Origin of the sequence: Niallia circulans, from assembly GCF_007273535.1 — a bacterium.
Taxonomy (GTDB): Bacteria; Bacillota; Bacilli; order Bacillales; family Cytobacillaceae; genus Niallia; species Niallia circulans_B.
Map to the genome: position 1 here is coordinate 1,578,429 of NZ_RIBP01000004.1, position 26,433 is coordinate 1,604,861.

Annotated in this window: 22 protein-coding genes; 19 read left to right on the forward strand and 3 right to left on the reverse strand. The window is 39.1% G+C overall.

All coding sequences use genetic code 11. The features are described from left to right. The first annotated feature begins 143 nt into the window (after positions 1-143). The 7 genes from bacA (at position 144) to CEQ21_RS15745 (ending at position 8,700) form a co-directional block, all read left to right on the forward strand. A complete protein-coding gene (gene bacA, locus CEQ21_RS15715; RefSeq protein WP_185765339.1) occupies positions 144-941 on the forward strand; it encodes an undecaprenyl-diphosphate phosphatase in 798 nt (265 codons plus the stop codon). A gap of 238 nt (positions 942-1,179) precedes the next feature. After that, positions 1,180-2,043: a YitT family protein gene (locus tag CEQ21_RS15720; RefSeq protein ID WP_185765340.1), complete on the forward strand. Its 864-nt coding sequence runs from the start codon at positions 1,180-1,182 to the stop codon at positions 2,041-2,043. Between the two features lie 606 nt (positions 2,044-2,649). Continuing rightward, the gene (ftsE, locus tag CEQ21_RS15725; protein ID WP_127738198.1) at positions 2,650-3,336 is read left to right on the forward strand and encodes a cell division ATP-binding protein FtsE; all 687 of its coding nucleotides are present in this window, start codon (positions 2,650-2,652) and stop codon (positions 3,334-3,336) included. Continuing rightward, positions 3,326-4,219: a permease-like cell division protein FtsX gene (gene ftsX, locus CEQ21_RS15730; protein ID WP_185765341.1), complete on the forward strand. Its 894-nt coding sequence runs from the start codon at positions 3,326-3,328 to the stop codon at positions 4,217-4,219. The genes ftsE and ftsX overlap by 11 nt, the downstream gene beginning before the upstream one ends. Before the next feature lie 179 nt (positions 4,220-4,398). Then, positions 4,399-5,823 carry a murein hydrolase activator EnvC family protein gene (locus CEQ21_RS27410; RefSeq protein ID WP_185765342.1) on the forward strand — a complete coding sequence of 475 codons (1,425 nt, stop codon included), beginning with the start codon at positions 4,399-4,401 and terminating at the stop codon, positions 5,821-5,823. A gap of 133 nt (positions 5,824-5,956) precedes the next feature. Further along, complete coding sequence (locus tag CEQ21_RS15740; RefSeq protein ID WP_185767293.1) at positions 5,957-6,301, forward strand: ArsR/SmtB family transcription factor; 345 nt, start codon at positions 5,957-5,959, stop codon at positions 6,299-6,301. Between the two features lie 209 nt (positions 6,302-6,510). Beyond that, on the forward strand, positions 6,511-8,700 hold the full coding sequence (locus tag CEQ21_RS15745) for a heavy metal translocating P-type ATPase (RefSeq protein ID WP_185765343.1): 2,190 nt from the start codon (positions 6,511-6,513) through the stop codon (positions 8,698-8,700). A 47-nt stretch (positions 8,701-8,747) separates the two neighbouring features. Here CEQ21_RS15745 and CEQ21_RS15750 read toward each other — a convergent pair whose 3' ends face one another. Further along, positions 8,748-9,575 (reverse strand): manganese catalase, encoded by an 828-nt coding sequence (locus CEQ21_RS15750; protein ID WP_185765344.1) that lies wholly within the window; start codon positions 9,573-9,575, stop codon positions 8,748-8,750. Positions 9,576-9,751: 176 nt separating this feature from the next. Here CEQ21_RS15750 and CEQ21_RS15755 point away from each other — a divergent pair, with 176 nt between their 5' ends. Then, on the forward strand, positions 9,752-11,164 hold the full coding sequence (locus tag CEQ21_RS15755; RefSeq protein ID WP_185765345.1) for a S41 family peptidase: 1,413 nt from the start codon (positions 9,752-9,754) through the stop codon (positions 11,162-11,164). 57 nt (positions 11,165-11,221) lie between these two features. Here the strand turns inward: CEQ21_RS15755 and CEQ21_RS15760 are convergent, their stop codons facing one another. Then, a complete protein-coding gene (locus CEQ21_RS15760) occupies positions 11,222-11,584 on the reverse strand; it encodes a winged helix-turn-helix transcriptional regulator (protein ID WP_185765346.1) in 363 nt (120 codons plus the stop codon). A 211-nt stretch (positions 11,585-11,795) separates the two neighbouring features. On the opposite strand from CEQ21_RS15760, the gene CEQ21_RS15765 reads away from it, so the two are divergent. The 10 genes from CEQ21_RS15765 (at position 11,796) to CEQ21_RS15810 (ending at position 22,576) form a co-directional block, all read left to right on the forward strand. Further along, a complete protein-coding gene (locus CEQ21_RS15765; RefSeq protein ID WP_185765347.1) occupies positions 11,796-12,995 on the forward strand; it encodes an MFS transporter in 1,200 nt (399 codons plus the stop codon). Between the two features lie 2 nt (positions 12,996-12,997). After that, the gene (locus tag CEQ21_RS15770; RefSeq protein WP_185765348.1) at positions 12,998-13,837 is read left to right on the forward strand and encodes an aldo/keto reductase; all 840 of its coding nucleotides are present in this window, start codon (positions 12,998-13,000) and stop codon (positions 13,835-13,837) included. A 403-nt stretch (positions 13,838-14,240) separates the two neighbouring features. Next, a complete protein-coding gene (gene rpiB, locus CEQ21_RS15775) occupies positions 14,241-14,687 on the forward strand; it encodes a ribose 5-phosphate isomerase B (RefSeq protein ID WP_185765349.1) in 447 nt (148 codons plus the stop codon). 135 nt (positions 14,688-14,822) lie between these two features. Further along, positions 14,823-15,689 (forward strand): 6-phosphofructokinase, encoded by an 867-nt coding sequence (locus CEQ21_RS15780; protein WP_185765350.1) that lies wholly within the window; start codon positions 14,823-14,825, stop codon positions 15,687-15,689. Positions 15,690-15,716: 27 nt separating this feature from the next. Continuing rightward, on the forward strand, positions 15,717-17,732 hold the full coding sequence (tkt, locus tag CEQ21_RS15785) for a transketolase (RefSeq protein WP_419181620.1): 2,016 nt from the start codon (positions 15,717-15,719) through the stop codon (positions 17,730-17,732). A gap of 174 nt (positions 17,733-17,906) precedes the next feature. Then, on the forward strand, positions 17,907-19,100 hold the full coding sequence (locus CEQ21_RS15790) for a PDZ domain-containing protein (RefSeq protein WP_185765352.1): 1,194 nt from the start codon (positions 17,907-17,909) through the stop codon (positions 19,098-19,100). Between the two features lie 298 nt (positions 19,101-19,398). After that, positions 19,399-19,638 (forward strand): phage holin, encoded by a 240-nt coding sequence (locus tag CEQ21_RS15795; protein ID WP_185765353.1) that lies wholly within the window; start codon positions 19,399-19,401, stop codon positions 19,636-19,638. 487 nt (positions 19,639-20,125) lie between these two features. Next, a complete protein-coding gene (locus tag CEQ21_RS15800; RefSeq protein ID WP_185765354.1) occupies positions 20,126-20,848 on the forward strand; it encodes a DsbA family oxidoreductase in 723 nt (240 codons plus the stop codon). 158 nt (positions 20,849-21,006) lie between these two features. Beyond that, positions 21,007-21,438: a MarR family winged helix-turn-helix transcriptional regulator gene (locus tag CEQ21_RS15805; RefSeq protein ID WP_185765355.1), complete on the forward strand. Its 432-nt coding sequence runs from the start codon at positions 21,007-21,009 to the stop codon at positions 21,436-21,438. Positions 21,439-21,502: 64 nt separating this feature from the next. Continuing rightward, complete coding sequence (locus tag CEQ21_RS15810) at positions 21,503-22,576, forward strand: YhgE/Pip domain-containing protein (protein WP_185765356.1); 1,074 nt, start codon at positions 21,503-21,505, stop codon at positions 22,574-22,576. A gap of 41 nt (positions 22,577-22,617) precedes the next feature. Here CEQ21_RS15810 and CEQ21_RS15815 read toward each other — a convergent pair whose 3' ends face one another. Beyond that, entirely contained in the window at positions 22,618-25,230 is a 2,613-nt protein-coding gene (locus CEQ21_RS15815) for a putative bifunctional diguanylate cyclase/phosphodiesterase (RefSeq protein ID WP_185765357.1), read from the reverse strand. 378 nt (positions 25,231-25,608) lie between these two features. On the opposite strand from CEQ21_RS15815, the gene zupT reads away from it, so the two are divergent. Continuing rightward, a complete protein-coding gene (zupT, locus tag CEQ21_RS15820; RefSeq protein WP_185765358.1) occupies positions 25,609-26,415 on the forward strand; it encodes a zinc transporter ZupT in 807 nt (268 codons plus the stop codon). The last annotated feature ends 18 nt before the right edge of the window (positions 26,416-26,433 follow it).

Here is a 26,433-nt window from a genome sequence, read left to right on the forward strand (position 1 = left end):
CAATGAGGATATTTTCCCCTTTAGAGCCTAGCTGACAAGCTAATCTGTAGTGGGGAGCGATATCCTTTTTTTTATGTGAGTTTATTTTAAACTGAATAGTATAAATTAATGAGTACCCCAATATATTTAGATTGGAGGTGTTTATGGATATTTTAACGGCTATTATCATGGGCATTGTAGAAGGCTTGACAGAGTTCGCGCCTGTTTCGTCAACAGGGCATCTTATTTTAGCGGGCCATTTGTTAGATTTTACTGGAGCAAGTGCGAAAACATTTGAAATCATCATTCAGCTTGGCAGCATACTTGCCGTTGTTTTTGTTTTTTGGCGCAGGATATTAAGTATTTTAGGGTTGAAGAAATATCAGGATTCCGAAAGCGTAGGTTCCCTGAGCATTTTTCATATTGCTGTTGGAATTATTCCTTTCGGTGTTGGCGGTGTGCTGTTTTATGACTTGATCAAAAATGTGTTATTTAGCCCGGCAACTGTTGTCATCACATTAATTATTGGCGGGTTGCTGATGCTTTCAGCCGAGAAGCTGAAGCCAAAAGCTTCTGCGGAAACGCTTGATCAAGTTACATACAGACAAGCTTTAGCAGTAGGTTTTTTTCAGTGCTTTGCCTTAGTGCCAGGCTTTTCCCGATCTGGAGCAACACTCTCAGGTGGACTGCTTGCAGGCATGAGCCATAAGACAGCGTCTGAATTCACATTTATCATGGCAGTTCCCATCATGTTTGCAGCATCGGCAAAGGATTTGTTTGAAAGCTGGAATCAATTGGGCGCACAAGATATACCTGTTTTTGCAGCTGGTTTTGTGACAGCGTTTATCGTTGCGTTAATTGCCATTAAGTTTTTTCTGCGTCTTATTAATAAAGTGAAACTAATTCCTTTTGCGATATATCGTTTTGGACTAGCCATCGTTTTTTGGATATTTATTATATAACATAACAAATACTATCCTTTAGAAAAAGGGATAGTATTTTTTTGTTCCTTTCCTTCTAAAAAGCCTCGTTTCATCCCTTTACCACGCTAATTTGTCACCATTTACACCTGCTCATTTGAATGATATACTCTCTGCTTGGGAAAATATAAAGGATACATTTTTTAAGCAATATTATGAATAATGTTTCTTACATATTTTTTAACTTTCAAAAATTATGTCATTATTTAGAAATTAAGACATGTCAATAAAAGACAATAACAAAAGAGGTGTCAAAATCGTGCGTGAGTATATTTATGTATTAATCGGATCTGCTATTGTAGCATTATCATTTAACTTATTTCTCTTGCCTAATAGCATCGCTTCAGGTGGAGTGAGCGGTATCAGCACTATTACTGCAAGTTTGTTCCATTGGGAGCCGGCGTTTGTACAATGGGCATTTAATATTCCTTTATTTATTGCCGGTGTAATATTCCTTGGGAAAAATTTTGGTATAAAAACGCTTGTCGGAACATTATTTTTGCCATTTGTCGTTTTCTTATCAAAGGATATGGAGCCTTGGACTACGCAACCTCTGCTTGCAGCAATATACGGTGGAATTGGTATTGGCCTTGGAATTGGGATTGTTTTCAAAGGAAGAGCATCAACAGGTGGAACAGACCTTGCTGCCCAAATTATTACTAAATACACTGGGATGTCTTTAGGAAAAAGCGTTGCATTGATCGATGGGGTTATTGTTATTTCGGCTGCGGCTGTATTCAGTATTGAACAAGGTTTATACGCATTATTAGCCTTGTTTATTACGAGCAAGACAATTGATATTGTTCAGGTTGGTTTCGGAAGCAGCAAAATGGCACTTATCATTACTGAAAAACAAGAGGATGTTAGGGAAGGAATCTTAAATAAAATCGACAGAGGTGTTACTAAGCTGACAGCTCATGGCGGTTATACAGATTTTGAGCGTCCTATTTTAATGTGTGTTGTTGATCAGGCCCAGTTTATGAAATTAAAGGGCTTAGTTCAATCGATAGATCCGACTGCTTTTGTCATTGTTATGGATGCATCAGAGGTTCATGGCAGAGGCTTTAGTGCGAAAAAAGCATAATAGTAAATAATGTCCTTCTATCTTTGTCTAAAACGAAAAGATAGAAGGATTTTTTTATGTGTAATATGTCGATTGTTTGTAAGATTTGTAACAGGATAAAAAATGTAATCGTTTTATTGTAAATGTAAAAAAAGCTAAACAGAAAAATGTCATGTAAATATTTCCACAGATTGTAACATAAAGTAGGTATAAAAGACTAAAAAAGAGAAAAAAATAAAAAAAAAAGGGGAAAATGGTCGATTTGTAGTACTATTATAGTAGTAAATAAAGGTAAGGGATGATAATAATAGTACTTTTTTCGATATTTGAAAAGAAAATGTAATAATTTTATCCGTTAATTTACCGTACTATGATGATATAATAATGTAAGTAATTAGAAGGAAGTCTTGTATTTATAAAAAAAATGTCTCCTTCAGTCGGGTTGTAAATGTCGAATTTTGGTGGTTAATGGAGTTAGAAAAGGAAAAACGAGAGAATTAAGTTAATTCTCTTATAAGAGAAAGCAATTGATATGGCAGTTCGCAAATGTGATTCGTCTACCATGTTGCTATAGACGTTTTGCACTTTTCTTATGTTCTTACAAATAAAATTCAGGTGTGATAATAGATGATAGAAATGAAAAATGTGATAAAGAAATACGCCAATGGTGTTATTGCAGCCAACGGCATTGATGTGAAAATTAACCAAGGTGAGTTTGTATATGTAGTAGGGCCGAGTGGGGCCGGAAAATCTACTTTTATTAAAATGATGCATCGGGAGGAAAAACCGACGCAAGGAACGATTTTGATTAACGGAGTTAATTTGGCAAAACTGAAAAACAGCAAGGTTCCGCTATTGAGAAGAAATATGGGAGTTGTCTTTCAGGATTTCAAGCTCTTGCCGACACTGACTGTATATGAAAATGTTGCGTTTGCATTAGAAGTTATTGAGGAAAATCCTAAATTAATAAAAAAACGAGTTATGGAAGTTCTTGGACTTGTTGGTTTAAAGCATAAAGCAAGAATGCTTCCTACTGAGTTATCAGGAGGAGAGCAGCAGCGTGTCTCCATTGCCCGCTCAATTGTGAATTCTCCAAAGCTTGTCATTGCCGATGAGCCGACTGGAAATCTTGACCCTGAAACTTCTTGGGAAATTATGAATATTTTCGAGGAAATTAACAATAGGGGAACGACAATTGTGATGGCTACTCACAATAAGGAAATTGTTAATACGATAAGACATCGTGTAATCGCCATCGAGGGTGGAAGAATTGTTCGTGACGAGCAGAGAGGTGATTACGGATATGAAGGCTAGAACAGTTAAAAGACATGGAAGAGAGAGTTTTAAAAGTTTATGGAGAAACGGATGGATGACATTCGCTTCAATCAGTTCGGTTACTATTACCCTTTTACTTGTTGGTGTATTCTTTGTGATTATGATGAACTTGAACGAGGTTGCCACGACGATTGAAGAAAATGTGGAAATACGTGTTCATGTTGATCAGACAGCAACTAAAGAGGATCAGGCAGCACTTGAGGATAAAATTAAAGGAATATCAGATGTGGCAAGTGTGACATTTTCTGCGAAACAACAGGAATTGGACAACCTAATTAAAAGTTTTGGTGATCAAGGGGATGCCTATGAACTATTCCAACAGGATAATCCGCTAAGTGATGTATTTGTTGTTAAAACAAAGGATCCAAATGACACGAAAAAAGTAGCAAAACAAATTGAGAAGTTTGATAATGCTGCAACTGTAAAATATGGACAAGGCACGGTTGACAGATTGTTTAATGTCATTAATGTTAGCCGTAACGTTGGAATTGTTCTTATTGCAGGACTTCTATTCACGGCAATGTTTTTAATTTCCAACACAATCAAAATTACGATTGTTGCCAGACGCAAAGAGATAGAAATTATGAGACTTGTTGGTGCAACAAACTGGTTTATCCGCTGGCCGTTTTTCCTTGAAGGAATGTGGCTTGGAGTATTAGGTTCAATTATTCCAATTGGCCTTGTATCAGTTATATACTATTATGCTTATGAATATTTACAGCCAAGATTAGCAGGAAACTATATCCAAATTCTTGATTTTACACCATTTGTTTATCAAGTGGGAGCATTACTATTGTTGATGGGTGCAGTCATTGGTATTTGGGGAAGTGTTATGAGTATACGTAAATTCTTGAAGGTATAAGGTGAAATCAGGAGGAAGTAGTCCCTTCCTCCTAGTACTCACATTATACTGTTGAGTTAATAGTCTGGATGAAGGCCAGGCTATTAAATTGGCGTTATTTTCGATGGTATAGTTCTAATTTACTAGTTTTATAGTGATTAAATCTACTTATCTATCAATAGAGGGGAAGGCATGAAAGCTTGAAAAATACAATAGTAAAATGGACGATCGTTACTACTTTAGGCATTGGTGGTATAGTTACTCAAGCACCATTTTCTACGGCATATGCTGCGAGCATAAATGATCTTAATAAGCAAAAAGATGATATTGAAAGCAAGCAGAGTGATGTAGAGAATAAAAAGAGCGATAAAAACGATGAGTTAAGCAGCATCCATGACGAACAAGAATCTGTGGAAGCAGAGCTAAAGAGATTAAATACAGCCATTTCCACTACTCAAGTCAACATCACCGAGAAGAAAAGTCAGATTGAAACGACAAAAGCTGATGTGAAAAAGCTGGAAAAACAAATTAAAGAGACGCAAAAGAGAATTGATGAAAGAAATGAAGTACTGAAGGACAGAGCTAGAGCAATGCAGGAAACTGGCGGCGCAGTTAGCTACATGGACGTTCTTATGGGCTCTCAAAGCATAAGTGATTTAATCGACCGTATCGGAGCTGTTGCAACAATTGTGGAAGCAGACCGAACTATTTTAAAAGAGCAGGAAGCAGATAAGAAGCTTCTTGAAGATTCAAAAGCAGAGTTAAAGGAAAAGTTAAGCTCCCTTGAAACAATGCTAAGTGACTTGGAAGATATGAAAGCTGATTTAGATTCGAAAAAGAAAGAAAAAGATAAAGTGATGGCTCAGCTTGAAAAAGAAGAGGATCATGTTCATGCAGAAATGCTGTCTCTTGAAGAAGAAGAAGCAATTTTGGCAGACCAAAAAGTAGCTATGGAAAAGGCAATTGAGCTGGAAAAACAGCGTCAAGCTGAAGCAGCGAAAAAAGCAGAAGAAGAAAGAAAGAGACAAGAGGCAGAAGCAGCCGCTGCTGCAGCTGCAGCTAAAGCTAAAGCTGCAAAAGCGAGCAGCAGTTCAAGCTCTAGCTCAAGTTCAAAAAGTTCAGGTTCAAGTAGCTCAAGTTCAAGTAGCTCAAGTAGCTCAAGTTCAAGCAGTTCAAGCTCAAGTTCTTCATCCGCACCTTCAAGCCCAGCAGTATCGTCAGGGTCTTTCACTAAACCAGCAAACGGAGTTCTTACTTCTGGTTTAGGTCAACGTTGGGGTACATTCCATGCAGGTGTTGACTTAGCGGCGACTGGTGATAATGTGGCAATTGTAGCGGCTGCAGACGGTGTTGTTATCCGTTCTTATACTTCAAGCAGCTATGGGGAAGTTATTTTCATCGCGCACTCTATTGATGGACAGACGTATACAACTGTTTATGCACATATGAAATCTGGAAGCAGAAAGGTAAGTGCAGGCCAGGTTGTTTCGAAAGGTCAACGCATCGGTACGATGGGGAATACAGGCGATTCAACTGGACAGCATCTTCATTTCGAATTGCATAAAGGCGAGTGGAACCAAGCAAAATCCAATGCAATTAACCCGATTGGCATTGTTCCATTGTAATAGATTAAAAGACTTGTCCGCATTGCGGACAAGTCTTTTTCTTTTTATAGATGCAGAGCTTCTGGATAATTAACCAGGATACAACTATGCTATAATGGAGGCATTAGTTGTGTTAACAAGAGGAGCAATGAAAATGAGCGGGAATAATCATAATAATGACGAGTTAAATCCGATAACCGAAAACAGTGCCATGCTTGATGAGGAAACATTATTTATCGTTTCCCAAACCTTTAAAGCATTATCAGATCCAACGAGAATTAAAATTCTCCATGTATTATCTGAAAAGCAGCATTCTGTTAATGAGATTGCAGATAGGCTTCAAATGCTGCAGTCAACCGTATCACATCAATTACGTTTTCTGAAAAACCTTCGTCTTGTCAAATACCGTCGTGAGGGAACTACGATGATTTATTCCTGTGATGATGAGCACGTTATGAGCGTTTTAAAGCAGATGATTGACCACGCTAGACATCACTAAGTGAAGAACTGCAGCAGCCGTTATTATTACGGTTGCTTTTTTTATACCCATATTGGAAATTACATTGACACTTTAAAGCCTGCTTACATATAATATGAATATATGAGTAATTGTTCATATAATAAATTTTATAATAACTAAGTAAAATAGATAAAACCAAATCAAATAAGGTAATTTCACTAGGATTTTTTACGAAAGAGGGGATAACCATGGAGAAGGGAAGAGAGCTGCAAAAAAAGGATTTTATTTTAGAAGGGTTGGACTGTGCTAATTGTGCAATGAAAATTGAACGAGGTGTTTCTTCTATTGATGGAGTAGATGCCTGTCATGTCAATTTTGCGACACAAACATTGTCTATGGAGTTCAGCCAAGAAGCAGAAGCAATTGTTGCAAAAACAGAAAAAACGATAAGAAGATTAGAACCGCATGTTAAATTAAGAGAAAAGGCAGCAGGAGAAAAAAACAAAGCAAGTAATCACGCCCATCATCACAGCCACGCTCATGACCATGAACATGAACACGGTCATTCCCATGAACATGGAAATGAGAATATGAAAAGGATGATCCTTAGGCTCGTTATAGGGACAATTATTGCTGGAGCTGGCCTTTTTCTTCCTTTAGATGGTATCGCCGAATTATCTGTATTTCTTGTTGCCTACTTAATTATTGGTGGGGATATTGTTTGGAGGGCTTGCACGAATATTGTTCGCGGCCAAGTATTTGATGAACATTTCCTTATGGCAATCGCCACAATAGGCGCATTTGCCATCTCAGAGTATCCAGAAGGTGTTGCGGTAATGTTGTTCTATCAAGTTGGAGAGCTGTTTCAAGGTGCTGCTGTTAACCGCTCACGCAAGTCTATCAGCGGCCTGATGGATATCCGACCTGATTATGCTAATGTGCAAAAGGGGCAAGTCCTTGAAAAAATGTCACCTGAGGACGTTGTAATTGGCGATATAATTGTCATCAAGCCTGGTGAAAAGGTTCCGTTAGATGGTATTGTGCTTGAAGGCAAGTCAAGTGTTGATACCTCTGCATTGACAGGTGAATCTATGCCAAGAGATGTAGAAGCAGGGCACGATATACTAAGCGGATTTATAAATAAAAATGGTGTTCTTACTGTTAAGGTAACAAAAGAATTCGGACAGTCCACTGTTGCTCGCATCTTGGAGCTTGTGCAAAATGCCAGCAGCAGAAAAGCACCGACAGAAAACTTTATCACGAAGTTCGCCCGTTATTATACTCCAGTTGTTGTAATTATTGCGGTACTTTTAGCTGTTGTTCCGCCTTTGCTTTTGGAAGGTGCGACATTCTCTGATTGGCTTTATCGCGCTTTAATCTTTTTAGTAATTTCTTGTCCGTGTGCCTTAGTCGTATCGATTCCCCTTGGTTTTTTCGGAGGGATAGGAGCAGCTTCGAAAGCAGGTATTCTTGTCAAGGGAAGCAACTATTTAGAAGCTTTAAATAGTGTTAAATATGCAGTATTTGATAAAACCGGAACACTTACAAAGGGAGTATTTGAAGTAGTTTCTGTTCACCCTGCAAATGGATATACAGACCAAGATGTATTGAAAAATGCCGCATTAGCAGAGGTTCATTCCAACCATCCTATAGCAGAATCGATTAGAAAGGCTTATGAAGGAAAAGTTTCAGAAGCGGATGTAAATGAGTATGAGGAAATTCCCGGTCATGGTATATCTGCTATTGTAAGTGGAAAGCAAATTTTAACAGGTAACCACAAGCTGATGGTGAAAGAAGAAATCGATTTTACAGTGAGGGAAGAGACGGGAACAATTGTCTATGTTGCAGCAAACAATGAATTTATCGGCTCTCTTATCATCTCAGATCAATTAAAAGACGATGCAGCACATGCAATTACAGCTTTAAAGAAAGCAGGCATAAAAAAGACAGTCATGCTCACAGGTGATGCAGCAGCAGTTGGAAGGAGTGTTGCTAAGTCACTGGATATTGATGAAGTTTATGCAGAGCTGCTACCTCAGGACAAAGTCGAGCAAATTGAAAAGCTAGACGCAAAAAAACATGCTAAAGAAAAGATTTTATTTGTAGGAGACGGTATCAATGACACTCCTGTACTTGCAAGGGCAGATATAGGGATGGCGATGGGCGGATTAGGTTCAGATGCTGCAATTGAAGCAGCAGATATTGTCATCATGACAGATGAGCCTTCCAAGATTGCCACAGCAATATTAATAGCCAAAAAAACGAGAAGAATTGTCTGGCAAAACATTTTGTTTGCATTAGGTGTAAAAGCAATTTTTCTTCTGCTCGGAGCCTTCGGTATTGCAACAATGTGGGAAGCAGTATTCTCTGATGTTGGTGTCACATTAATTGCAGTCCTTAATGCAATGAGAGTTCTTAATAATAAAGATATACAATGATTACAAATCCCCGCTGCTAATAGAGCAGCGGGGATTTGTTTTATATATTACATTACATTCGGAGGTGTATTATGTTCAGCAGGTGGAGCAGGCTTGAGCTTAGGAGCAGGACCAAACGGTGGTACATCCTTAACATATTGGAATGTGCCCATGCCATCCATGCTTTGCCCAGATGCCCATCTTCCTTTGCTGCTTTCATCTCCCATTGAATGGTTCAAGAATAAATAAGATACATCTCTTTTTTCCAATTCCTTAGGGAAGGTGCTTGGAACAATAACGCCTTCTTGCTGCTCTAGCTCATAGATAGCAGCAAGCCATTGGTTTTGGTGCATTGTATCCCGTGCAATAAGGAAGGAAAGCATGTCTTTAATCCCTCTATCATCTGTTTGCTCATAAAGGCGGACTGCCTGCAGTCTTCCTTGTGATTCTGCATTTAAGTTTGCCCGCATATCGGCAAGTAGGTTTCCACTCGCAACAATATATCCACCACTCCAAGGAACACCAACACTATCCTTTGGCATTGCACCAAGCCCTGACACGATTGCATGTTGAGGGTTCATTCCGCCAATAATTGCTGCCATTGCAGGGTTACTTGCAGCAGCAGTTTCCAAATCCTCAACAGGTGCATTATCAAGAAGTCTTGCCACCATTGTTGCAAGCAGCTCAATATGTCCAATTTCTTCTGTCCCTGTATCTAGCAGTAAATCTTTATATTTAGCATGACCTCTAGTTCCCCATGCTTGAAATAAATATTGATTCATGACAGACATTTCACCGAATTGACCACCAATAAGCTCTTGGATTTTTTTAGCGAAAACTGGATCTGGTCTTTCTGGCTTGGCTTGATAGGCTAATTCCTTAATATGATAGAACATTCTAGGCATTCCCCCCTCTTAGTCTGTATAGAGTATTCAACCTAAGGGAAATAGGTTCATTTAATTAGAGTATGCAAAAAAGAGGTCATCATAACTTGTCCTTTGGCCGCATATAAATGAGTAGGCACTTCTCATGAAGAAGACAGGCATGATGAAGAAGGAAGGGACGATCTTAGATGAATCGAAAATTGCTGGTGATTTGCATGACAGGCTCGCTTATAGTCGGAGCTGGCGGCACCTATATTGGAATGAATAAATGGGGAGAACATACAGAGACAGCCGCTAACAGCAGTGAAACAGTCTTATCAAAGGTTGGTAAGGCATATGACCTCATCCTAAATAATTATGTCCAACAGGTAGATAAGAATAAATTGGAGGAGGGCGCAATAAAAGGGATGCTTTCCACCTTAGAGGACCCTTATTCTGTCTATATGGACAAGGATAGTGCAAAGCAATTCGAACAGGCGCTGGATTCATCCTTTGAAGGAATCGGTGCAGAGATAAGTGCAGAGGATGATAAAGTGATTATTGTTTCACCCATAAAGAACTCCCCTGCCGAAAAGGCTGGCATGAAAGCAAATGATGAAATTGTTAAGGTAGATGGAGAAAGTGTGGAAGGCTTTGATTTATACGATGTGACACAGAAAATAAGGGGCAAAAAAGGAACGAAGGTAGATTTAGAGATTGTTCGACAAGGGTTGGAGAAACCACTGCAAATTGCTGTTGTCCGCGATGAGGTACCACAAATTACGGTTCATTCTTCTGTTAAAAGAGAAGGTGGAGAAAATATAGGCTATATTGAGATTACCTCCTTCTCAGAGGATACGGCTTCTGAATTTCACAAAGCATTAGCTGCACAGGAGGAGGAAGGGATTGCCGGCTTAATATTAGATGTCAGAGGAAATCCTGGCGGCTTGCTGACAAGTGTTAATGCTATCTTAGAAGAGTTTGTAACTTCAGATAAGCCTTACGTGCAAATTGAGCAACGCAACGGAAAAACAGAGCAATTTTACTCTGATTTAAAGCAAAAGAAGGATTATCCTGTAGTCGTGCTTGTTGACAATGGAAGTGCAAGTGCGTCAGAAATCATGGCAGGAGCTTTAAAGGAAGCGGAAAATTATACATTGATTGGCGAGAAGACATTTGGAAAAGGTACGGTGCAGCAAGCAGTCCCAATGGAGGATGGCAGTAAGATAAAGCTGACTTTATTCAAATGGCTCACACCTGATGGTAATTGGATTCATAAGCAAGGGGTTGAGCCAAATCTGGAGGTCGAAAAAACAGCCTTATACAATACACATCCGCTTCAAATAGAGGAAACACTTAAACGAGAAATGAATAGTGAACAGGTCAAATATGCACAGGAAATTTTGACAAGTATCGGCTATCGAACAGACAGGCAGGATGGCTATTACAGCAGCCAGACGGAGATTGCCGTTAAGGCATTTCAAGGTAGTAATAACCTTCCAGAGACAGGTGCAATTGACTCAAAAACAGCCGGAAAAATGCAGCAGGTTGTCAGAGAAGAAATGCAAAAAGACGAAAATGACATCCAGCTTCAAACAGCATTACATTATATTGTTAATTAAAGATAAACGCAAAAAGGAAAGAGCACCGTATAGGTGCTCTTTCCTTTTTGCGTTTACTTATTTATTTAAAATGCTGTCCTCAAGCATCAGTGACTTGTCACCATATACCTTCGTAATATGTCTTTCACCCCAATTGCACAATGCATCAAGGATGCTTTGCAAGCTTTCTCCATATTCACTCAGCTCATACTCTACTTTTGGAGGGATTTGCTGATAAATAATGCGGTTAATAATGCCGTCATCCTCTAATTCACGAAGCTGCTGTGTCAGCATCTTTTGTGTGATATTTGGCATTAGACGCTTCAGCTCACTTGTCCGCTTTTTCCCATGTGTCAGATGGCATAAAATCACGCATTTCCACTTGCCGCCAATAACCTCAAGTGTTGCTTCGACAGAAATATTATATTTTTTCTTTTCCAATTTCTTTCCTCCTGAACGAAAAAATCAACAATATTTTGACAGGCACTAAAAAGTACCTATATAACTTATTGGTTCCTATATTACAAAAAAGTACGTACTTCTCAAAGAAAACGATATGATTCATAATAACATTTGCCGGTCGAAAAGCAAGCTGATAAACAATTTACTTCCACTAGTGGATAACATATAAGAGCATCAAGAAGGAGGACATATGAGTAATCAAAAAAATAGCAGCATGTTTGCCTTGCTTGCATTGGCAGTTAGTGCTTTTGCTATTGGTACAACAGAATTTATTAGTGTCGGTCTTTTACCGCTTATTTCTAAGGATCTACATGTCAGCATAACAGCAGCAGGTTTGACAGTTTCCATCTATGCATTAGGTGTAACAGTTGGAGCACCTGTTTTAACTTCCATCACATCAAGCATCTCAAGAAAAACATTATTATTATGGATTATGATTGTGTTTATTATCGGGAACGGTATCGCAGCAACAGCAGGAAGCTTATCTGTTCTGCTGACTGCAAGAATTATTTCTGCATTATCACATGGAATATTCATGTCAATTGGTTCAACCATTGCAGCAGACCTTGTCAGCAAGGATAAAAGAGCAAGTGCTATTTCCATCATGTTCACAGGATTAACAGTAGCAACTATTACAGGAGTTCCAATTGGAACATTTATAGGCCAGCAGTTTGGCTGGAGGCTCGCATTTTTTGCCATCGTGGTAGTTGGTGTCATTGCATTTGTCGCCAACAGCATTCTTGTTCCTAAAAACTTGTCTCAAGCGAAGCCTGCTACATTTAAGGACCAGCTTAAACTGGTGAAGAATGGCAGATTGCTGCTGCTGTTCATCATCACGGCATTAGGCTATGGAGGAACATTTGTCGTCTTTACGTATTTATCTCCGCTTCTGCACGAAGTCACTGGCTTTAAAGAAGGTACCGTAGCTGGAATCCTGCTGCTGTATGGTGCAGCCATCGCAGCAGGAAATATGATTGGGGGCAAGCTGTCCAATAAAAAGCCGCTTACAGCCTTATTTTATATGTTCATGATTCAAGCTGTTATCTTATTCTTGCTTATCTTTGCCTTGCCATATAAAGGGGCAGGCCTTGCAATGATTGTGTTAATGGGGCTGTTGGCATTCATGAACGTTCCTGGCTTGCAAGTATATGTTGTCATGCTTGCTGAACGCTATGTACCTGGAGCTGTCGATGTCGCATCTGCCATTAACATTGCTGCCTTTAATGCAGGCATTGCAATCGGCTCCTATTTAGGCGGTGTTGTCACCAATTCATTAGGCCTGATTCACACAGCATGGGTTGGCGGAATAATGGTCACAGCAGCAGTGCTGTTGACTGGCTGGAGTTTAATGCTAGAGAAAAAATCAAACAAAGAAGAATGGGGTAATTAAACATGAAACATTTACAAGATACAGTTGCATTATCAAATGGAGTTCAAATGCCATGGCTTGGATTAGGTGTATTCCAAGTGGAGGATGGTTCCGCTGTTGTTGAGTCTGTTCGCACTGCCATAAAAAATGGGTATCGCAGTATTGACACGGCGGCTATTTATCAAAATGAAACAGGTGTTGGACGAGGCATTAAGGAAGGACTTGCGGCAGCAGGTATCAACCGCGAAGAGCTTTTCATCACGTCTAAAGTTTGGAATGAAGATCTTGGCTATGAACAAACACTTACTGCGTTTGACACAACCTTAGAAAAGCTTGGGCTGGACTATTTGGATCTTTATTTAATCCACTGGCCGAAAGCGACGAAATATAAAGAGGCGTGGAGAGCGCTTGAAACACTTTATAAGAATGGAAAGGTAAAAGCAATCGGTGTAAGCAACTTCCAAATTCATCATTTGGAGGAGTTGATGAAGGATGCAGAAATTAAACCAATGATTAACCAAGTCGAGTTCCATCCAAAGCTAACACAAGCAGAATTAAGGGCTTTTTGCCAGCAATACGGCATCCAAGTTGAAGCGTGGTCACCGCTAATGCAAGGCAAGCTTTTAGATAATCACCTATTAAAGACAATTGCAGCAAAATATAATAAATCTGTTGCACAAGTTATCATTCGCTGGGATTTGCAAAATGGGGTCATCACTATTCCTAAATCTATTAAAGAGCATCGTATCATTGAAAATGCAGATGTGTTTGATTTCTCCTTAACTTCAGAAGAAATGGAGCAAATTGCAGGCTTGAATGAAGACTTGCGTGTTGGTCCAGATCCAGATAATTTTGATTTTTAATGTTGTACGATAAGGCCTGACTCCAAATGGAGCAGGCCTTTTTTAATGTGAAGGAAGTTTTTTTGTAATAGCTTCATAAAGCATAAAGCAAATGTTTGCTACTCTATTTGTTTCTATTCCAAGGGGAGAGTAGGTCTTTCTTAAAACAAAGGGAGACGAACAATGTTTAAGGAATTTTTTTTTTTTTGAAATATTGTAAAGTCAATCACCATTCAATATGCTGAAAGGTCTGACAACTTTTTTAAAAAAGTTTTACATGTACGTACCATTCTTGTATGTGTAATATATTTTATAAAAAATAAGCCATTTTTTCTATGCATGTACGTACGAATATATGATAAAATGTACGTGTCAAAATAAATTTCATGAAAAAGTCTAAAATGATGGGGAAGGGGATAGTGAATTGAAGCTGGCAATTGCAAGTGATCATGGCGGCTTTCATTTGAAAGAAGCAGTAAAAGCATATTTAGCGGATAAAGGCCTTGAGGTCCTTGATTTTGGGTGTACGGGCACAGAGAGTGTTGATTTTCCTGGGTATGCTAAGAAGGTGGGAGATGCTATTAATGCTGGTGAAGCAGTATTAGGCATTCTTTGCTGTGGAACAGGGATTGGCATGAGCATTGCCGCAAATAAACTAAAAGGGATTCGTGCTGCTGCAGTTGGGGATGTGTTTACTGCTAAAGCTACAAGGGAGCATAATGACAGCAATGTTCTTTGTTTAGGGGAGCGTGTAACTGGAGAGGGCTTGGCCATAACCATTGTGGATACATGGCTGAATGCAGAATTTCTTGGAGGCAGGCATGCCCAAAGGGTAAACGCTATCAGTAATTTGGAAGCAGAGCTTTGCTAACTAAGGGATATATCTGAAAAATCTGCCAAAAATAATCCTCTAAAAGACAAGTTTTTTTCCATTGCTCTAATAATCCTATATAATACGATTATACGAAAGTAAAAACGCATGCAAAAATTTAGGGGGTAAAATGCTTTGAAAGTTGGAGTAATTGTCTTTGGGAGTTTGCCTGCAGGGGTCAAACAAATAGTGTATAAAATGCAGCTTCATTTGGCTTCTAAGCACGAATTGGTAGGAATGGAGATAGAAAAGGATTCAGGAACAGCAACGTATAGAGAGTTGAACATAAACAGCGACGCTCCTTATTTAAGCCAAACTATGCTGATGATGTCTGCATATCCTGAAGATAATAAATGGGAAGAGATTTTCTCGGCAGTTGATGCCGCTGTTGTTATCGGAAATAAAGAGGCGAAGGAAAAATGGGAAGCGCATCTTGCTGGCCGTTCTTCTGTTCGTTCTTTGTTTGTGCCAGTATCAATTTATAACGATATGGAAGGCTCTGATTCTTCTTTAGGATATGATACTGCCGTTAACAGCATTGTTGATAATATCTTAAGAGTCAAAGATACGATTAATTCGTTGAAGTATGATAAGCCGCGGTTATTCGGTTTTTCCATTGATGGAAGCCCATCTACGAAAATGCTGAAGGATATCTCCATTGCAGGAGATGGTCATTACTTTGTACCTGCAGCTAGTGAAGAGGAAATCCTTTCTTTAAGAGACAGAATCGAAAACAGCTTTACGGAATGGAACACCTCCTCCGTTATTGTTTATAGCAAGGCTTCAGCAAATGAGGCTCAAGAAAAAGTGGTCGACCAGTTAAATGTTGACTTTAAATACACAGAAATTGATGAAGCGCTCTGTATGGGGACAAACCCAACTTCTGCAGACCGAATCATTGCCAATGGATTAGCAGTAGAGATATTATCTTGGGTGCAGAATGAGCAGGAAACAGGTCAAGTGGCTGTCCGTACAGACGGAGTTGCATTCTTGAAGAAATAACGACAATTCATTAAAGGGCGGGTAATGATGAGCGAAATGACGAAGACAAATATTGAACAAATGGCAATCAATACAATCAGAACACTATCTATTGATGCTGTCGAAAAATCCAATTCAGGTCACCCAGGAATGCCGATGGGCGCAGCACCAATGGCGTATGCATTATGGGCAAAGGAAATGAATCATAATCCAGCAAACCCACATTGGTTTAACAGAGACCGTTTTGTGCTGTCTGCAGGACACGGTTCTATGCTGTTGTACAGCCTGCTGCATTTGTTTAATTATGGTGTGAGCATTGATGATTTGAAGAACTTCCGTCAATGGGGCAGCAAAACTCCAGGACATCCGGAATTTGGTCACACTCCTGGAGTGGAAGCAACTACAGGTCCACTTGGACAAGGCGTTGCTATGGCAGTTGGAATGGCAATGGCAGAGAGACATCTTGCTGAGACTTACAATAAAGAAGGCTATCAAGTAGTTGACCATTATACATACAGTATTTGTGGAGATGGTGATTTAATGGAGGGTGTGTCTGCAGAAGCAGCTTCACTTGCTGCCCACCTTAAGCTAGGAAGACTGGTTGTCCTTTATGATTCAAATGATATTTCTCTTGATGGTGACCTTCATCTTTCCTTCTCTGAAAGTGTGCAAAAGCGCTTTGAAGCATACGGGTGGGAGGTCCTTCGTGTCGAGGATGGCAATGATATCACTGCGGTTCAGGAAGCAATCTCTCAAGCGAAAAAATCAGATGTGCCAACATTGATTGAAGTCAAAACAGTCATCGGCTTTGGTTCTCCGAATAAAGGCGGTAAATCAGCGTCTCATGGTGCGCCGCTTGGAGCTGACGAAGCATTGCTTGCAAAAGCTGCATACAGCTGGGATTACGAAGAAGCCTTCCATGTGCCAGCAGAGGTTGCTGAGCATTATGCAGGCTTAGCTGGAGAAGGTCAGGAAAAGGAAAATGCTTGGAATGAAATGTATGACAAATATAAGTCTGCATATCCAGAGCTTGCCGAGCAGTTTGAAACAGCTGTTAAGGGTGAGGTTCCTGCAAATCTACAAGATAGCCTGCCTGATTTTGAAGTGGGGAGCTCTATGGCAACAAGAGATTCTTCTGGCAAAAGCATTCAAGCTGCTGCAAAGGCAATTCCTGCATTTTTGGGCGGTTCAGCTGACTTGGCGGGCTCTAATAAAACGTTGATTGCTGATGAACAGAATTTTGCAATCGACAGCTATGCTGGAAAGAATATTTGGTTCGGCGTTCGTGAATTTGCAATGGGAGCAGCTATCAATGGAATGGCATTGCATGGTGGAGTGAAAGTATTCGGCGCAACATTCTTTGTTTTCTCCGACTATCTTCGTCCAGCCATTCGTCTTGCAGCATTGATGAAGCTCCCTGTAACATATGTGTTCACACATGACAGTATTGCTGTAGGAGAGGATGGGCCGACACATGAGCCTGTTGAGCAGCTTGCTTCCTTGCGTGCAATGCCAGGCCTTTCCGTTATCCGTCCTGCTGATGCAAAGGAAACAGCGGCGGCATGGCAAATTGCCTTGGAAAGCAAGGATACTCCGACTGCTTTAGTACTGACTCGTCAAAACTTACCAACATTAGACTTGTCAAAGTCAGCGGCATATGAAGGGGTAAGCAAAGGGGCTTATACAGTTTCAGCAGCAAAAGGCGAAGCACAAGGCTTGCTGCTTGCCAGCGGTTCAGAAGTTTCACTTGCAATGAAGTCACAAGCAGCGCTTGCACAAGAGGGTATTAATGTAAGTGTCGTCAGCATGCCAAGCTGGGATCTGTTCGAAAAACAATCACAGGAATATAAAGAAAGCGTGCTTCCTGAAAGTATTCAAGCACGTGTGGCAATTGAGGCAGGCGCTTCACTTGGATGGAGAGAGTATATCGGTTCTAAAGGGGAGCATATTACGATAGACCATTTCGGTGCATCTGCTCCAGCCGACAAGCTTTTCCAAGAATACGGATTTACAGTTGAAAACATATCAGCAAAAGTAAAAGCGGTTATAGAAGCAACAAAATAATCCGAAGAAAACCTGCCTTTGTGGCAGGTTTTTTTTCATGGATTCTGCATGAATTATCCTTCCTGGTCTTTCTATTACTTTGCTAGTAGAATATAATAGATTTATATAATGAGGAATATCACATTCTTGTTCAAAAATAGGAATAACTAGTTTTTTAAAAAGGTGGGACTCTTCATGTGGCAAGATTGGCTGTTTGAATTTTTAAAAGGATTTGGAAAGCTATTCCTTCATCCTTTGTTTTATGTATCCTTTCTTTTAGCTGCCTACCTAGGTGTCTCAAGGGTAAAGCAGGAAAGAAAGGAATTTACCATCAGGGCGAAAAATGCCTTTTATGAGCTGCGACAGCTCCTGCCGATGGGAATTATTATAGGGCTGTGCTTATCCATTCTTTCCATTGCACTCGTTCTTGTAGTACCGATGGAAATGATTATTTATACAGGAGCTTTTACAATCCTGCTTGGTCTAATTGGAAAAACACGATTGCTTTCTCCTGCCTATACACTCGGTTTAGGGTTATTGGCAACAATGGCTTCCCTTTATATGGGCTGGGATTTTTTCCTGTTTTCCAAAGGGGCTATAGGTGAAGGTACATATATTTTCCCGACAGCTGTTGCAGTATTAGGTCTGCTGCTTGCAGCAGAAGGCTTGTTAATGGAGAAGAATGGAAGTAAAGGAACATCTCCACGCTTGAAAAAAAGCAGCAGGGGCCAATCAATTGGCATACATTTGTCAGAAAGAGTCTGGCTTGTGCCAATGTTTTTGTTCCTGCCAAATGGCATTCTCTCGATTCCGATTGAAGGCTGGCCTGCATTTACAGTCGGTGATGAAACATATTCCATCATCTTCGTGCCATTTTTGCTCGGATTTAAACAAGCCGTACAGGGAATGCACCCAACGCCTGCAATAAAAGCAGTTGGCAGAAAGGTCTTCTGGCTTGGAATACTTATTGCATTAAGCGCAGCTGCAGCATATTTCATTCCGCTTGCAGCAATCGGCAGCATTCTTGTTGCCATCATTTGCCGCGAATGGATAACAGCTGGCCAAAAAGGTAAGGAAAAAAATAAAGCCTTTTATTTCACGAAAAAAAATAACGGTATTATGATTTTAGGTGTCGTGCCTGAATCCCCAGCAGATAAGATGGACCTTAAAGTAGGGGAAGTCATCACAAAAGTAAACAGTATTGCTGTGCATGATGAAATCCAGTTGTACAGAGCACTGCAAAAAAACTCTGCACATTGCAAGATAGAAGTTCTCGATATAAACGGGGAGGTTCGATTTGCACAACGGGCCCTGTACGAAGGCGACTATCATAAGCTTGGTATTCTAATGATTCAGGATGATAAGTCTAGGGATAATGAGGCGGTATAAGAAAAAGAGCTTGCTTGATGAAGCAAGCTCTTTTTTCTATTTGTGAGAATTTTCTTATCTTCTCGCTACTTTAATGTATGTAGGATTGAGATGAAGTTGATATAACTTTAAAACAGCTTAAGAATTTGAAATCGTAAATCCATTTTAAAATCTTAAGAAAATTTTAAAGAAGTACATAGTAGGTTAAGTCAAAAACCAAATCTCACTCCTTTCCTAATGCAAAAGCCGTTACCAATTTGGTACGAGCTGTCATATTATATGGTGACAGTGCAAAAAAAGGACAAGGAGTGATTAATCTATGGATAGAGGCACACTTATCCGTACATTAGTGTTGGCAATTGCATTGGTTAACCAAGTTTTAGTATCTGTTGGGTTATATGAAATTCCAGGTACGAGCGAGGATTGGACAAACATTTTAACAAATGCATTTACGGCAATATCTGCGGTTGTTGCATGGTTTAAGAACAACTATGTAACAGCGAAAGGGAAAATGCAGAAGGATGTTTTGAAGGCGAATAATCTTACAAAAGCGAAATAAAGTTAAGAGGCTGGGACATAAGTATGTGAACCAGCGTAAAGACCGAACTACTTAATCAACTATGATTAAATGGTTCGGTTTTTTGTTTTTAGTTTTAATACAAAAAATTAGAAATTTTAGTGGAATGGAGCGGAGGCCACTCGACTACTAAGGGAAATAGAGGAAAGGATGAGACCCCAGCAGGCGAAGACAAAGAGGATCCATAACCTCCCCGCGGAAAGCGAGTGGGTGTGGGTGCAGTGCAATGAAACGAACTAATTTTAACTCCCTATTCTATTTTGACACAACCTTCATTTTTAAATTTAGTTGTAATTCTATTATTCGTGTTTAGAAAGGTTATCTTTTGTTTTGTCCCAGCCTCTTTTCAGTTTATCAAGTAGGGTTTGAGCGTATTAATTTTTTATTTAAGTTGATTATTTTATAATGGTAAAGAGAGACTAGGAAGACATAAGTCCAGGTAAGTAAATGATGAAAAGAGGTAGCAATAATGAAAATAGAAGTATGGTCCGATTTTGTATGCCCATTTTGTTATATAGGAAAACGCCGCTTAGAGGAGGCAATTGCTCAATTCCCTGGTAAAGATCAGGTTGAGGTGGAGTTCAAAAGCTTTGAGTTAGACCCAAATGCACAAATATATTCTGGCACAGGAATTAATGAAGCTTTGGCTAAGAAATATGGCATGAGCATTGAGGAAGCGAAGAGAGCAAATGAAGGTGTTGGCAGCCAAGCAGCTGGGGTTGGCCTAACATTTAATTTTGATGAAATGAAACCAACAAATACATTTGATGCTCATCGTTTAGCGAAGTTTGCCGCTACCGTTGGTAAAGAAAAGGAAATGACGGAAAAGCTGTTAGCTTCTTACTTTACAGAATCGAAGCTGATAAGTGATCATGATGTATTAGTAGAAATCGCTCAAACCGCTGGAATTGAGAAAGAAGAAACGTTAGCTGTTTTGAATGACTCCACAAAATATGCAAATGATGTCAGAATTGATGAAGCGCTAGCTCAGCAAATGGGAGTTACGGGAGTGCCATTTTTTGTTATTAATCAGAAGTATTCTATCTCAGGAGCACAGCCGGCTGAAACCTTCAGACGTGCACTTCAACAAGTATGGGAAGAGGAAGGGAATGCCCCTAAGCTGCAAGACCTAACAGGAGGAAACACAGGCGCGGCTTGTACAGACGATAACTGTGACATCCCTGGAAAATAAATCGATATTTGAAAGAAACTGCTTTTGGCAGTTTCTTTTTTTACTATTAAAATGATGTTTACATAAAAAAGCAATTGACATTAACGTTCCTTTTATTTTAAAATTACATGCATGTGCAATTATATGTAGTGCAACTATTTTTGTGGGAAGGATACTATATGTCAGATAATCATAAGAATAATAAAGAATTAGGCTTGATACTTTCAAGAACTTACTTAGCCTTTAAAAGGGCAGCTACACGGCAGATGAGCAGTTTCGGACTGACACCAGAACAGTTTTCCGTACTGAGTGAATTGAGTAAGACAAATGGCATTTCTCAAAAAAGGCTTGCGGAATTGACAGAAAGAGATCAGACAACAGTCGGCAAAATTCTCGATAAGCTTATAAAAAAAGAACTTGTTAGCCGGTCAGTAGATCCATCTGACAGAAGAGCAGTCCAACTCAATATTACTAGTAAAGGGCTTGATTTGCATAAACAAATTTGGCCAGAGCTCGAAATGCTTGAAAATCGAGTATATGAAGGCTTGGAGGATTTGGAAATAGAGAGCTTTATATTCGCATTGAATAAAATGTATGACAATCTTTCCTAATTTTTTTTAAACATATACATGCATGTGCAACTATTTTTGTGAACAGAAGTAAAGGGGAGTAGGAATGAAGATTTTACAAGGCTTTAAAAATATGATGAAAATTCCACAGACAAAGATTGGATTAGTATTTGCGATCTTTGTACCTGTATTTTTTATGATTGTGTGGATGACAGGTTATAATAATGCGACAGAAAGACTTGATCAGCTGAATGTCGGTATTGTCAACGAAGACGGAACTGCTAGCAAGGCAATTGCAGAGCAAATAGCAAAAAACAGTCCGTTCCATGTAGTCGCTGATTCTGAATATGAAAAAGCGAAAGAACAGCTAGATAAAGGGAAATATGCAATGCTTATTGTCATTCCTGAAAAATTTGCTGAGACAATGACAGATAGCAGTGGCAAATTGACTTTCTATGTGAACGAGGCAAATTCACAAGTAGCTGTGTCAATGATGGAAAAAGCAGCTTCAGAAATTAGTGCCAACTTAGGAGCACATAGTGGTGTTACAGCGGATATTGTTAAAACAAATGAGCTTCATAATTTTGCGGCATCTATGCTGCCGATGATTCTTGGCTTCATTACGTATATTGCCGTTATGACAATGAATATCCAATTTAATTTAGTTGGTCAAATAATGAAAAAAGGTCATTCTAAATGGCAAATTTTCTGGAGCAGACAAATGCTTCTGCTAATCGTTGCTCTCGTTGTTCCAACTATTATTATCAGTCTAACGGTTGCTTTTCAGGATGTTGCGGCATCCTTCTGGAAGCTATGGCTGTTCCATGTGTTAGTAACAGCAACATGCATTAGCTTTACACAAATGAGCTTCAGCTTGTTTGGCAATGCTGGCCCGCTGTTTAATGTGGCGATGGTGCCGTTGCAGTTAATGACAGCAGGGAACATCATTCCTGCTAATATGCTTGCACCATTTTATCAGCATTTCGGTGCATTCCTTCCAGCATCTAACGGAGTCCAAGGATTTACGAAACTGATTTATACCGGTGAATCAGTGTCAGCATTTGCTATTCATCTAGTACTTCTGCTCCTTGTGACATTTTTGATAACTATTATCAGACTAGCAGCGCAAAAAGAAAAGGCAGTCAATCCAGCTTTATCAGCAAAGCAGCTAGCCCATTAAAAAAAGGAGAATCCATCACGTTTGGTGGATTCTCCTTTTTACTAGTTATCTAATGTAAACAGAAGCACATCTTCTTTCAAGATGGGTTTTGAGAACAGATAGCCTTGAATGTAAGAACATCCCATTTCTTGCAGGAGCTGTAGCTGTTCCTGATGTTCAACACCCTCAGCTACAAGCTTAAGATTCAGATTGTTTGCTAGTGTTATAATGGTATGAACGATGGCATTATTCGTTTCAGTTCCAAGATTTTGCACAAATTCCCTTGGGATTTTCAGAGCGTCAATTGGTAGTTCTGTTAAATAGGATAAGGAGGAATGACCTGTTCCAAAATCGTCAATGGAAATTCTAACACCTAGTTTTTTTAGTCTGTACATCGTATCAACCGTTTTTTCAATTTGGTTCATCGCAATTGCCTCTGTTATTTCGATGATTAGATAACTTGGGTCAAAACCAGATTCCTCCAGTGCGTCAGCGATTAGAGTGACTAGCTGGCTTGATTGAAATTGTTTAGGTGAGATATTAATAGAAACTTGCAGCATCGAGCCACTGTCATGCCATTCTTTTCCTTGTCTGCAAGCTTCCCTGACAATCCATTCTCCAATAGGAATAATTAAATTTGTTTCTTCTGCTATATCAATAAAATGGAAGGGAGTCAGCATTCCTAGCTTTGGATGCTGCCATCTTATCAATGCCTCTACTCCGTACATTAGTCCTGCCAGTGTATCCACTTGCGGCTGATAATACAGTTGAAACTCATTATTTACAATGGCATGATGCAAGTCCTGTTCCATTCTTAAGTGATTCTCCGAAACACCCTCCATTCCATGCTGATAAAAATTATATTGGTTTTTACCATTTTTCTTTGAGTAATACATGGCAATATCGGCTTGCTTCATCATCATAACTGCACTTTTTTTCTTTTCTTCCGATAATGATACACCCATGCTTGGTGTTGTAGTAACATAATTGTTTTTTATAAAGTAGGAAGGTGCTAATACTTTCATCATTCGCTCAAGAATTTCAATAATCTCAGCCTTTGTTTGAATCTCCGTTAAGAGGATGATAAATTCATCTCCTCCTAATCTGGCAAGCACGTCACTACGCCGGATTACAGAGGAAAGTCTTGCTGAGATAGAAACCAACAATTCATCGCCAGCGTCATGTCCTAAAGAGTCATTGATCACTTTAAATCTGTCAAAATCAATAAAAATAACAGCCATGTCGCCACGGTTAGATGCTGCCAGCTTCTTCTTAAGTGTTTCTTCAAAATAAGCTCTATTTGCCAGCCCTGTCAATGAATCATGATAAGCCAAAAACTGTATTCTTTCCGTGTTTGCGATTGTATTTGTAATGTCTTTGGAAATTACAAATACCCCGGCAACCTCTTTGTCTATATAAATCGGAATGAAGGTTACTGAATAATAATATTTGTTTTCAGCTATATCAAGATAATCGACCTCAAAGCTTTGGTGCTGTCCTTGAAGGGCAGTTAAAAAGGATCTTTCTACGAGCTGTCTTTTCTCCGGAAATATATGAAAGAAGGACGCACCTAAAAAAGATTCAACTGGCTCATAAGCAATGCTGACAAAAGCATCATTAATTTCAATAATCGTTCCTTCTAAGTCAAGCGTCATCGCAGCATCAGGATGGTACTTAAACAAGGACATAAACTTTTGCTTATCAGCAGCGGCAGTTCTGAGAAGCCTTTTATATCTTGTTAGAATGATAATTTGTCTTGCTAAAATTAAAAGAACAGATATAATGCTGCCAATTGCTAAAACATAATGGTGATGATTCAACCGAATGGAAAAAATTATTAAAATTAAAAACGCTGCGTAAGGAATATAAAGCTTGAACAATTCGTATTTAGCTTCTTCGTTATTGCCAGCCTTCGGAATTGCCTTCGTCATAATGCTAGATAACGAGATAATCAGCAAGGATAACGTAAATAAAGGATCAAAAAAACTCCCCGTATTATAGTGTGTTGCAAAAAGTAAGTACATATATCCTGTATCTGAGACTATTTGTATCAATAGCCCAACAAATATTACCGCCAAGCTTGATCGAAGCGGCAATTCCTTTATGGAAAACAGAATAAGTAAGGCTCCCGTTAATAAAGCAAGGTCACCTAAAGGATAGCCGATGGCGATTGTCAAAAAAACATCTGTATATTCATTATTTTTGAGCAAAGGTTCAATAATAAAATAGTAGCTCAAGCTGAATGCAGCAATCATTATAATCAACATTTCAAATACAAGCTGAACACTTCGAAGAACGGTTCTTAGTTTGCTGAAGTAACGAATCAATCCAATTAAGTAGAAGCAGATTTGCAGTACATAAAAAATGTCGCTGTAATCAGGAAAAGGGATAGTACGTTGCAGAAAGCTTTCCTGATACATCCAAATTAGCTCTCCAATAAAGTAGGTAAATGTTCCAATAGCAAACCAAAACCAAATTATTTTATCAGAAGTGGCACTTTTTCGATAGGAATAAAATAAGACAGCAGAGGACATTAAAGCACCAGCAGCAGATAAAAGATTGCGGCTGACCACAGAAATATGGCTTTCAGGTCCAAATAACAAAACAGAGTAATAGAATAATATATAAATGATAATAAATGCTATGCCAAGTCTGATTTTGTAGGTATTTTTCAACGGTGTTCATCCTTTATTTCTCGTATATTAATATATATGTTAGGTATTTTGTCTCATTATATACGAAATATTAGGTTATTCCTACAGTATAAGGAAATGTTTGGAATGGTACTATTTTCTAAATGGTGCGGAAAAGTTTGGAGGCATTTTTTTACATGTTAAAAATGATTATGGCGCTTGAAAAAAGTATTTTAGTTATTTACATGTCCTTATTTGTAAATGTAGAGAACATTTGCCTAATAAAAGCATATATATAATTGACGTATTGTTGATATACATTTAAAATCTTTCCTAAGGGAAACTTTTTTAAATTGGGCAAAAAACATTGGTGATACGAATTGATTAGAAAACTCAAAAAATAAAAAAAGGGGTATGATGATGCCGGAGAATTTGTTGCTAGCATTTGGTTTAACCTTATTAGCGGGCCTTGCAACTGGAATTGGGAGTATACTTGCGTTTTTCACATCGACGACAAATACGAAGTTTTTATCTTGGATGCTTGGTTTTTCTGCAGGTGTAATGATTTATGTGTCAATGATTGAAATCTTTGTTAAGGCGAAGGATTCGCTTGTTGGATATTTAGGGGTTCAACAGGGAAATTGGCTGACTGTGGCGGGGTTTTTCGGAGGTATTTTGTTAATTGCATTAATTGATAAATTTGTTCCAGAACAGGGGAATCCCCATGAATTAAAGAAGGTAGAGGATTTATCTTCAACTAACAAGGTTGCAGACCCAGCCCTTCTGAAAATGGGAACATTCACAGCGCTTGCTATTGCTATTCATAACTTTCCAGAGGGGATTGCTACATTTACTGCTGCATTGCAGGATCCTGCACTAGGAATTGCGATTACGGTTGCTATTGCCATTCACAATATTCCAGAGGGAATTGCTGTATCTGTACCAGTTTATTTTGCGACAGGTGATAAAAAGAAAGCATTCAAGCTGTCCTTTTTATCTGGTTTGGCAGAGCCGGTTGGTGCTGTAGTTGCTTTCCTTATTTTAATGCCATTTTTAAATGATTTACTGTTTGGATTAATTTTTGCTGCTGTTGCCGGAATTATGGTGTTCATTTCTTTAGATGAACTTTTACCTGCAGCCAAAAAATACGATGAAGGCCACTTGTCCATTTACGGGCTTATAACGGGAATGGCCATTATGGCAATAAGCTTGCTGCTATTTATCTAACAAGAAAAATAGCAGCTT

What these genes read in the sequence shown, in the direction of transcription:
- ftsX (WP_185765341.1), top strand. Translation starts at nt 3,326, where the DNA reads ATGAAGGCTAGAACAGTTAAAAGACATGGAAGAGAGAGTTTTAAAAGT.
- CEQ21_RS15765 (WP_185765347.1), top strand. Translation starts at nt 11,796, where the DNA reads ATGAGTAATCAAAAAAATAGCAGCATGTTTGCCTTGCTTGCATTGGCA.
- CEQ21_RS15745 (WP_185765343.1), top strand. Translation starts at nt 6,511, where the DNA reads ATGGAGAAGGGAAGAGAGCTGCAAAAAAAGGATTTTATTTTAGAAGGG.
- CEQ21_RS15740 (WP_185767293.1), top strand. Translation starts at nt 5,957, where the DNA reads ATGAGCGGGAATAATCATAATAATGACGAGTTAAATCCGATAACCGAA.
- CEQ21_RS15810 (WP_185765356.1), top strand. Translation starts at nt 21,503, where the DNA reads ATGAAGATTTTACAAGGCTTTAAAAATATGATGAAAATTCCACAGACA.
- CEQ21_RS15770 (WP_185765348.1), top strand. Translation starts at nt 12,998, where the DNA reads ATGAAACATTTACAAGATACAGTTGCATTATCAAATGGAGTTCAAATG.
- CEQ21_RS15790 (WP_185765352.1), top strand. Translation starts at nt 17,907, where the DNA reads ATGTGGCAAGATTGGCTGTTTGAATTTTTAAAAGGATTTGGAAAGCTA.
- CEQ21_RS15720 (WP_185765340.1), top strand. Translation starts at nt 1,180, where the DNA reads ATGTCAATAAAAGACAATAACAAAAGAGGTGTCAAAATCGTGCGTGAG.
- CEQ21_RS15795 (WP_185765353.1), top strand. Translation starts at nt 19,399, where the DNA reads ATGGATAGAGGCACACTTATCCGTACATTAGTGTTGGCAATTGCATTG.
- CEQ21_RS15755 (WP_185765345.1), top strand. Translation starts at nt 9,752, where the DNA reads ATGAATCGAAAATTGCTGGTGATTTGCATGACAGGCTCGCTTATAGTC.
- zupT (WP_185765358.1), top strand. Translation starts at nt 25,609, where the DNA reads ATGCCGGAGAATTTGTTGCTAGCATTTGGTTTAACCTTATTAGCGGGC.
- bacA (WP_185765339.1), top strand. Translation starts at nt 144, where the DNA reads ATGGATATTTTAACGGCTATTATCATGGGCATTGTAGAAGGCTTGACA.
- tkt (WP_419181620.1), top strand. Translation starts at nt 15,717, where the DNA reads ATGAGCGAAATGACGAAGACAAATATTGAACAAATGGCAATCAATACA.
- CEQ21_RS15800 (WP_185765354.1), top strand. Translation starts at nt 20,126, where the DNA reads ATGAAAATAGAAGTATGGTCCGATTTTGTATGCCCATTTTGTTATATA.
- ftsE (WP_127738198.1), top strand. Translation starts at nt 2,650, where the DNA reads ATGATAGAAATGAAAAATGTGATAAAGAAATACGCCAATGGTGTTATT.
- CEQ21_RS15750 (WP_185765344.1), bottom strand. Translation starts at nt 9,575, where the DNA reads ATGTTCTATCATATTAAGGAATTAGCCTATCAAGCCAAGCCAGAAAGA.
- CEQ21_RS15805 (WP_185765355.1), top strand. Translation starts at nt 21,007, where the DNA reads ATGTCAGATAATCATAAGAATAATAAAGAATTAGGCTTGATACTTTCA.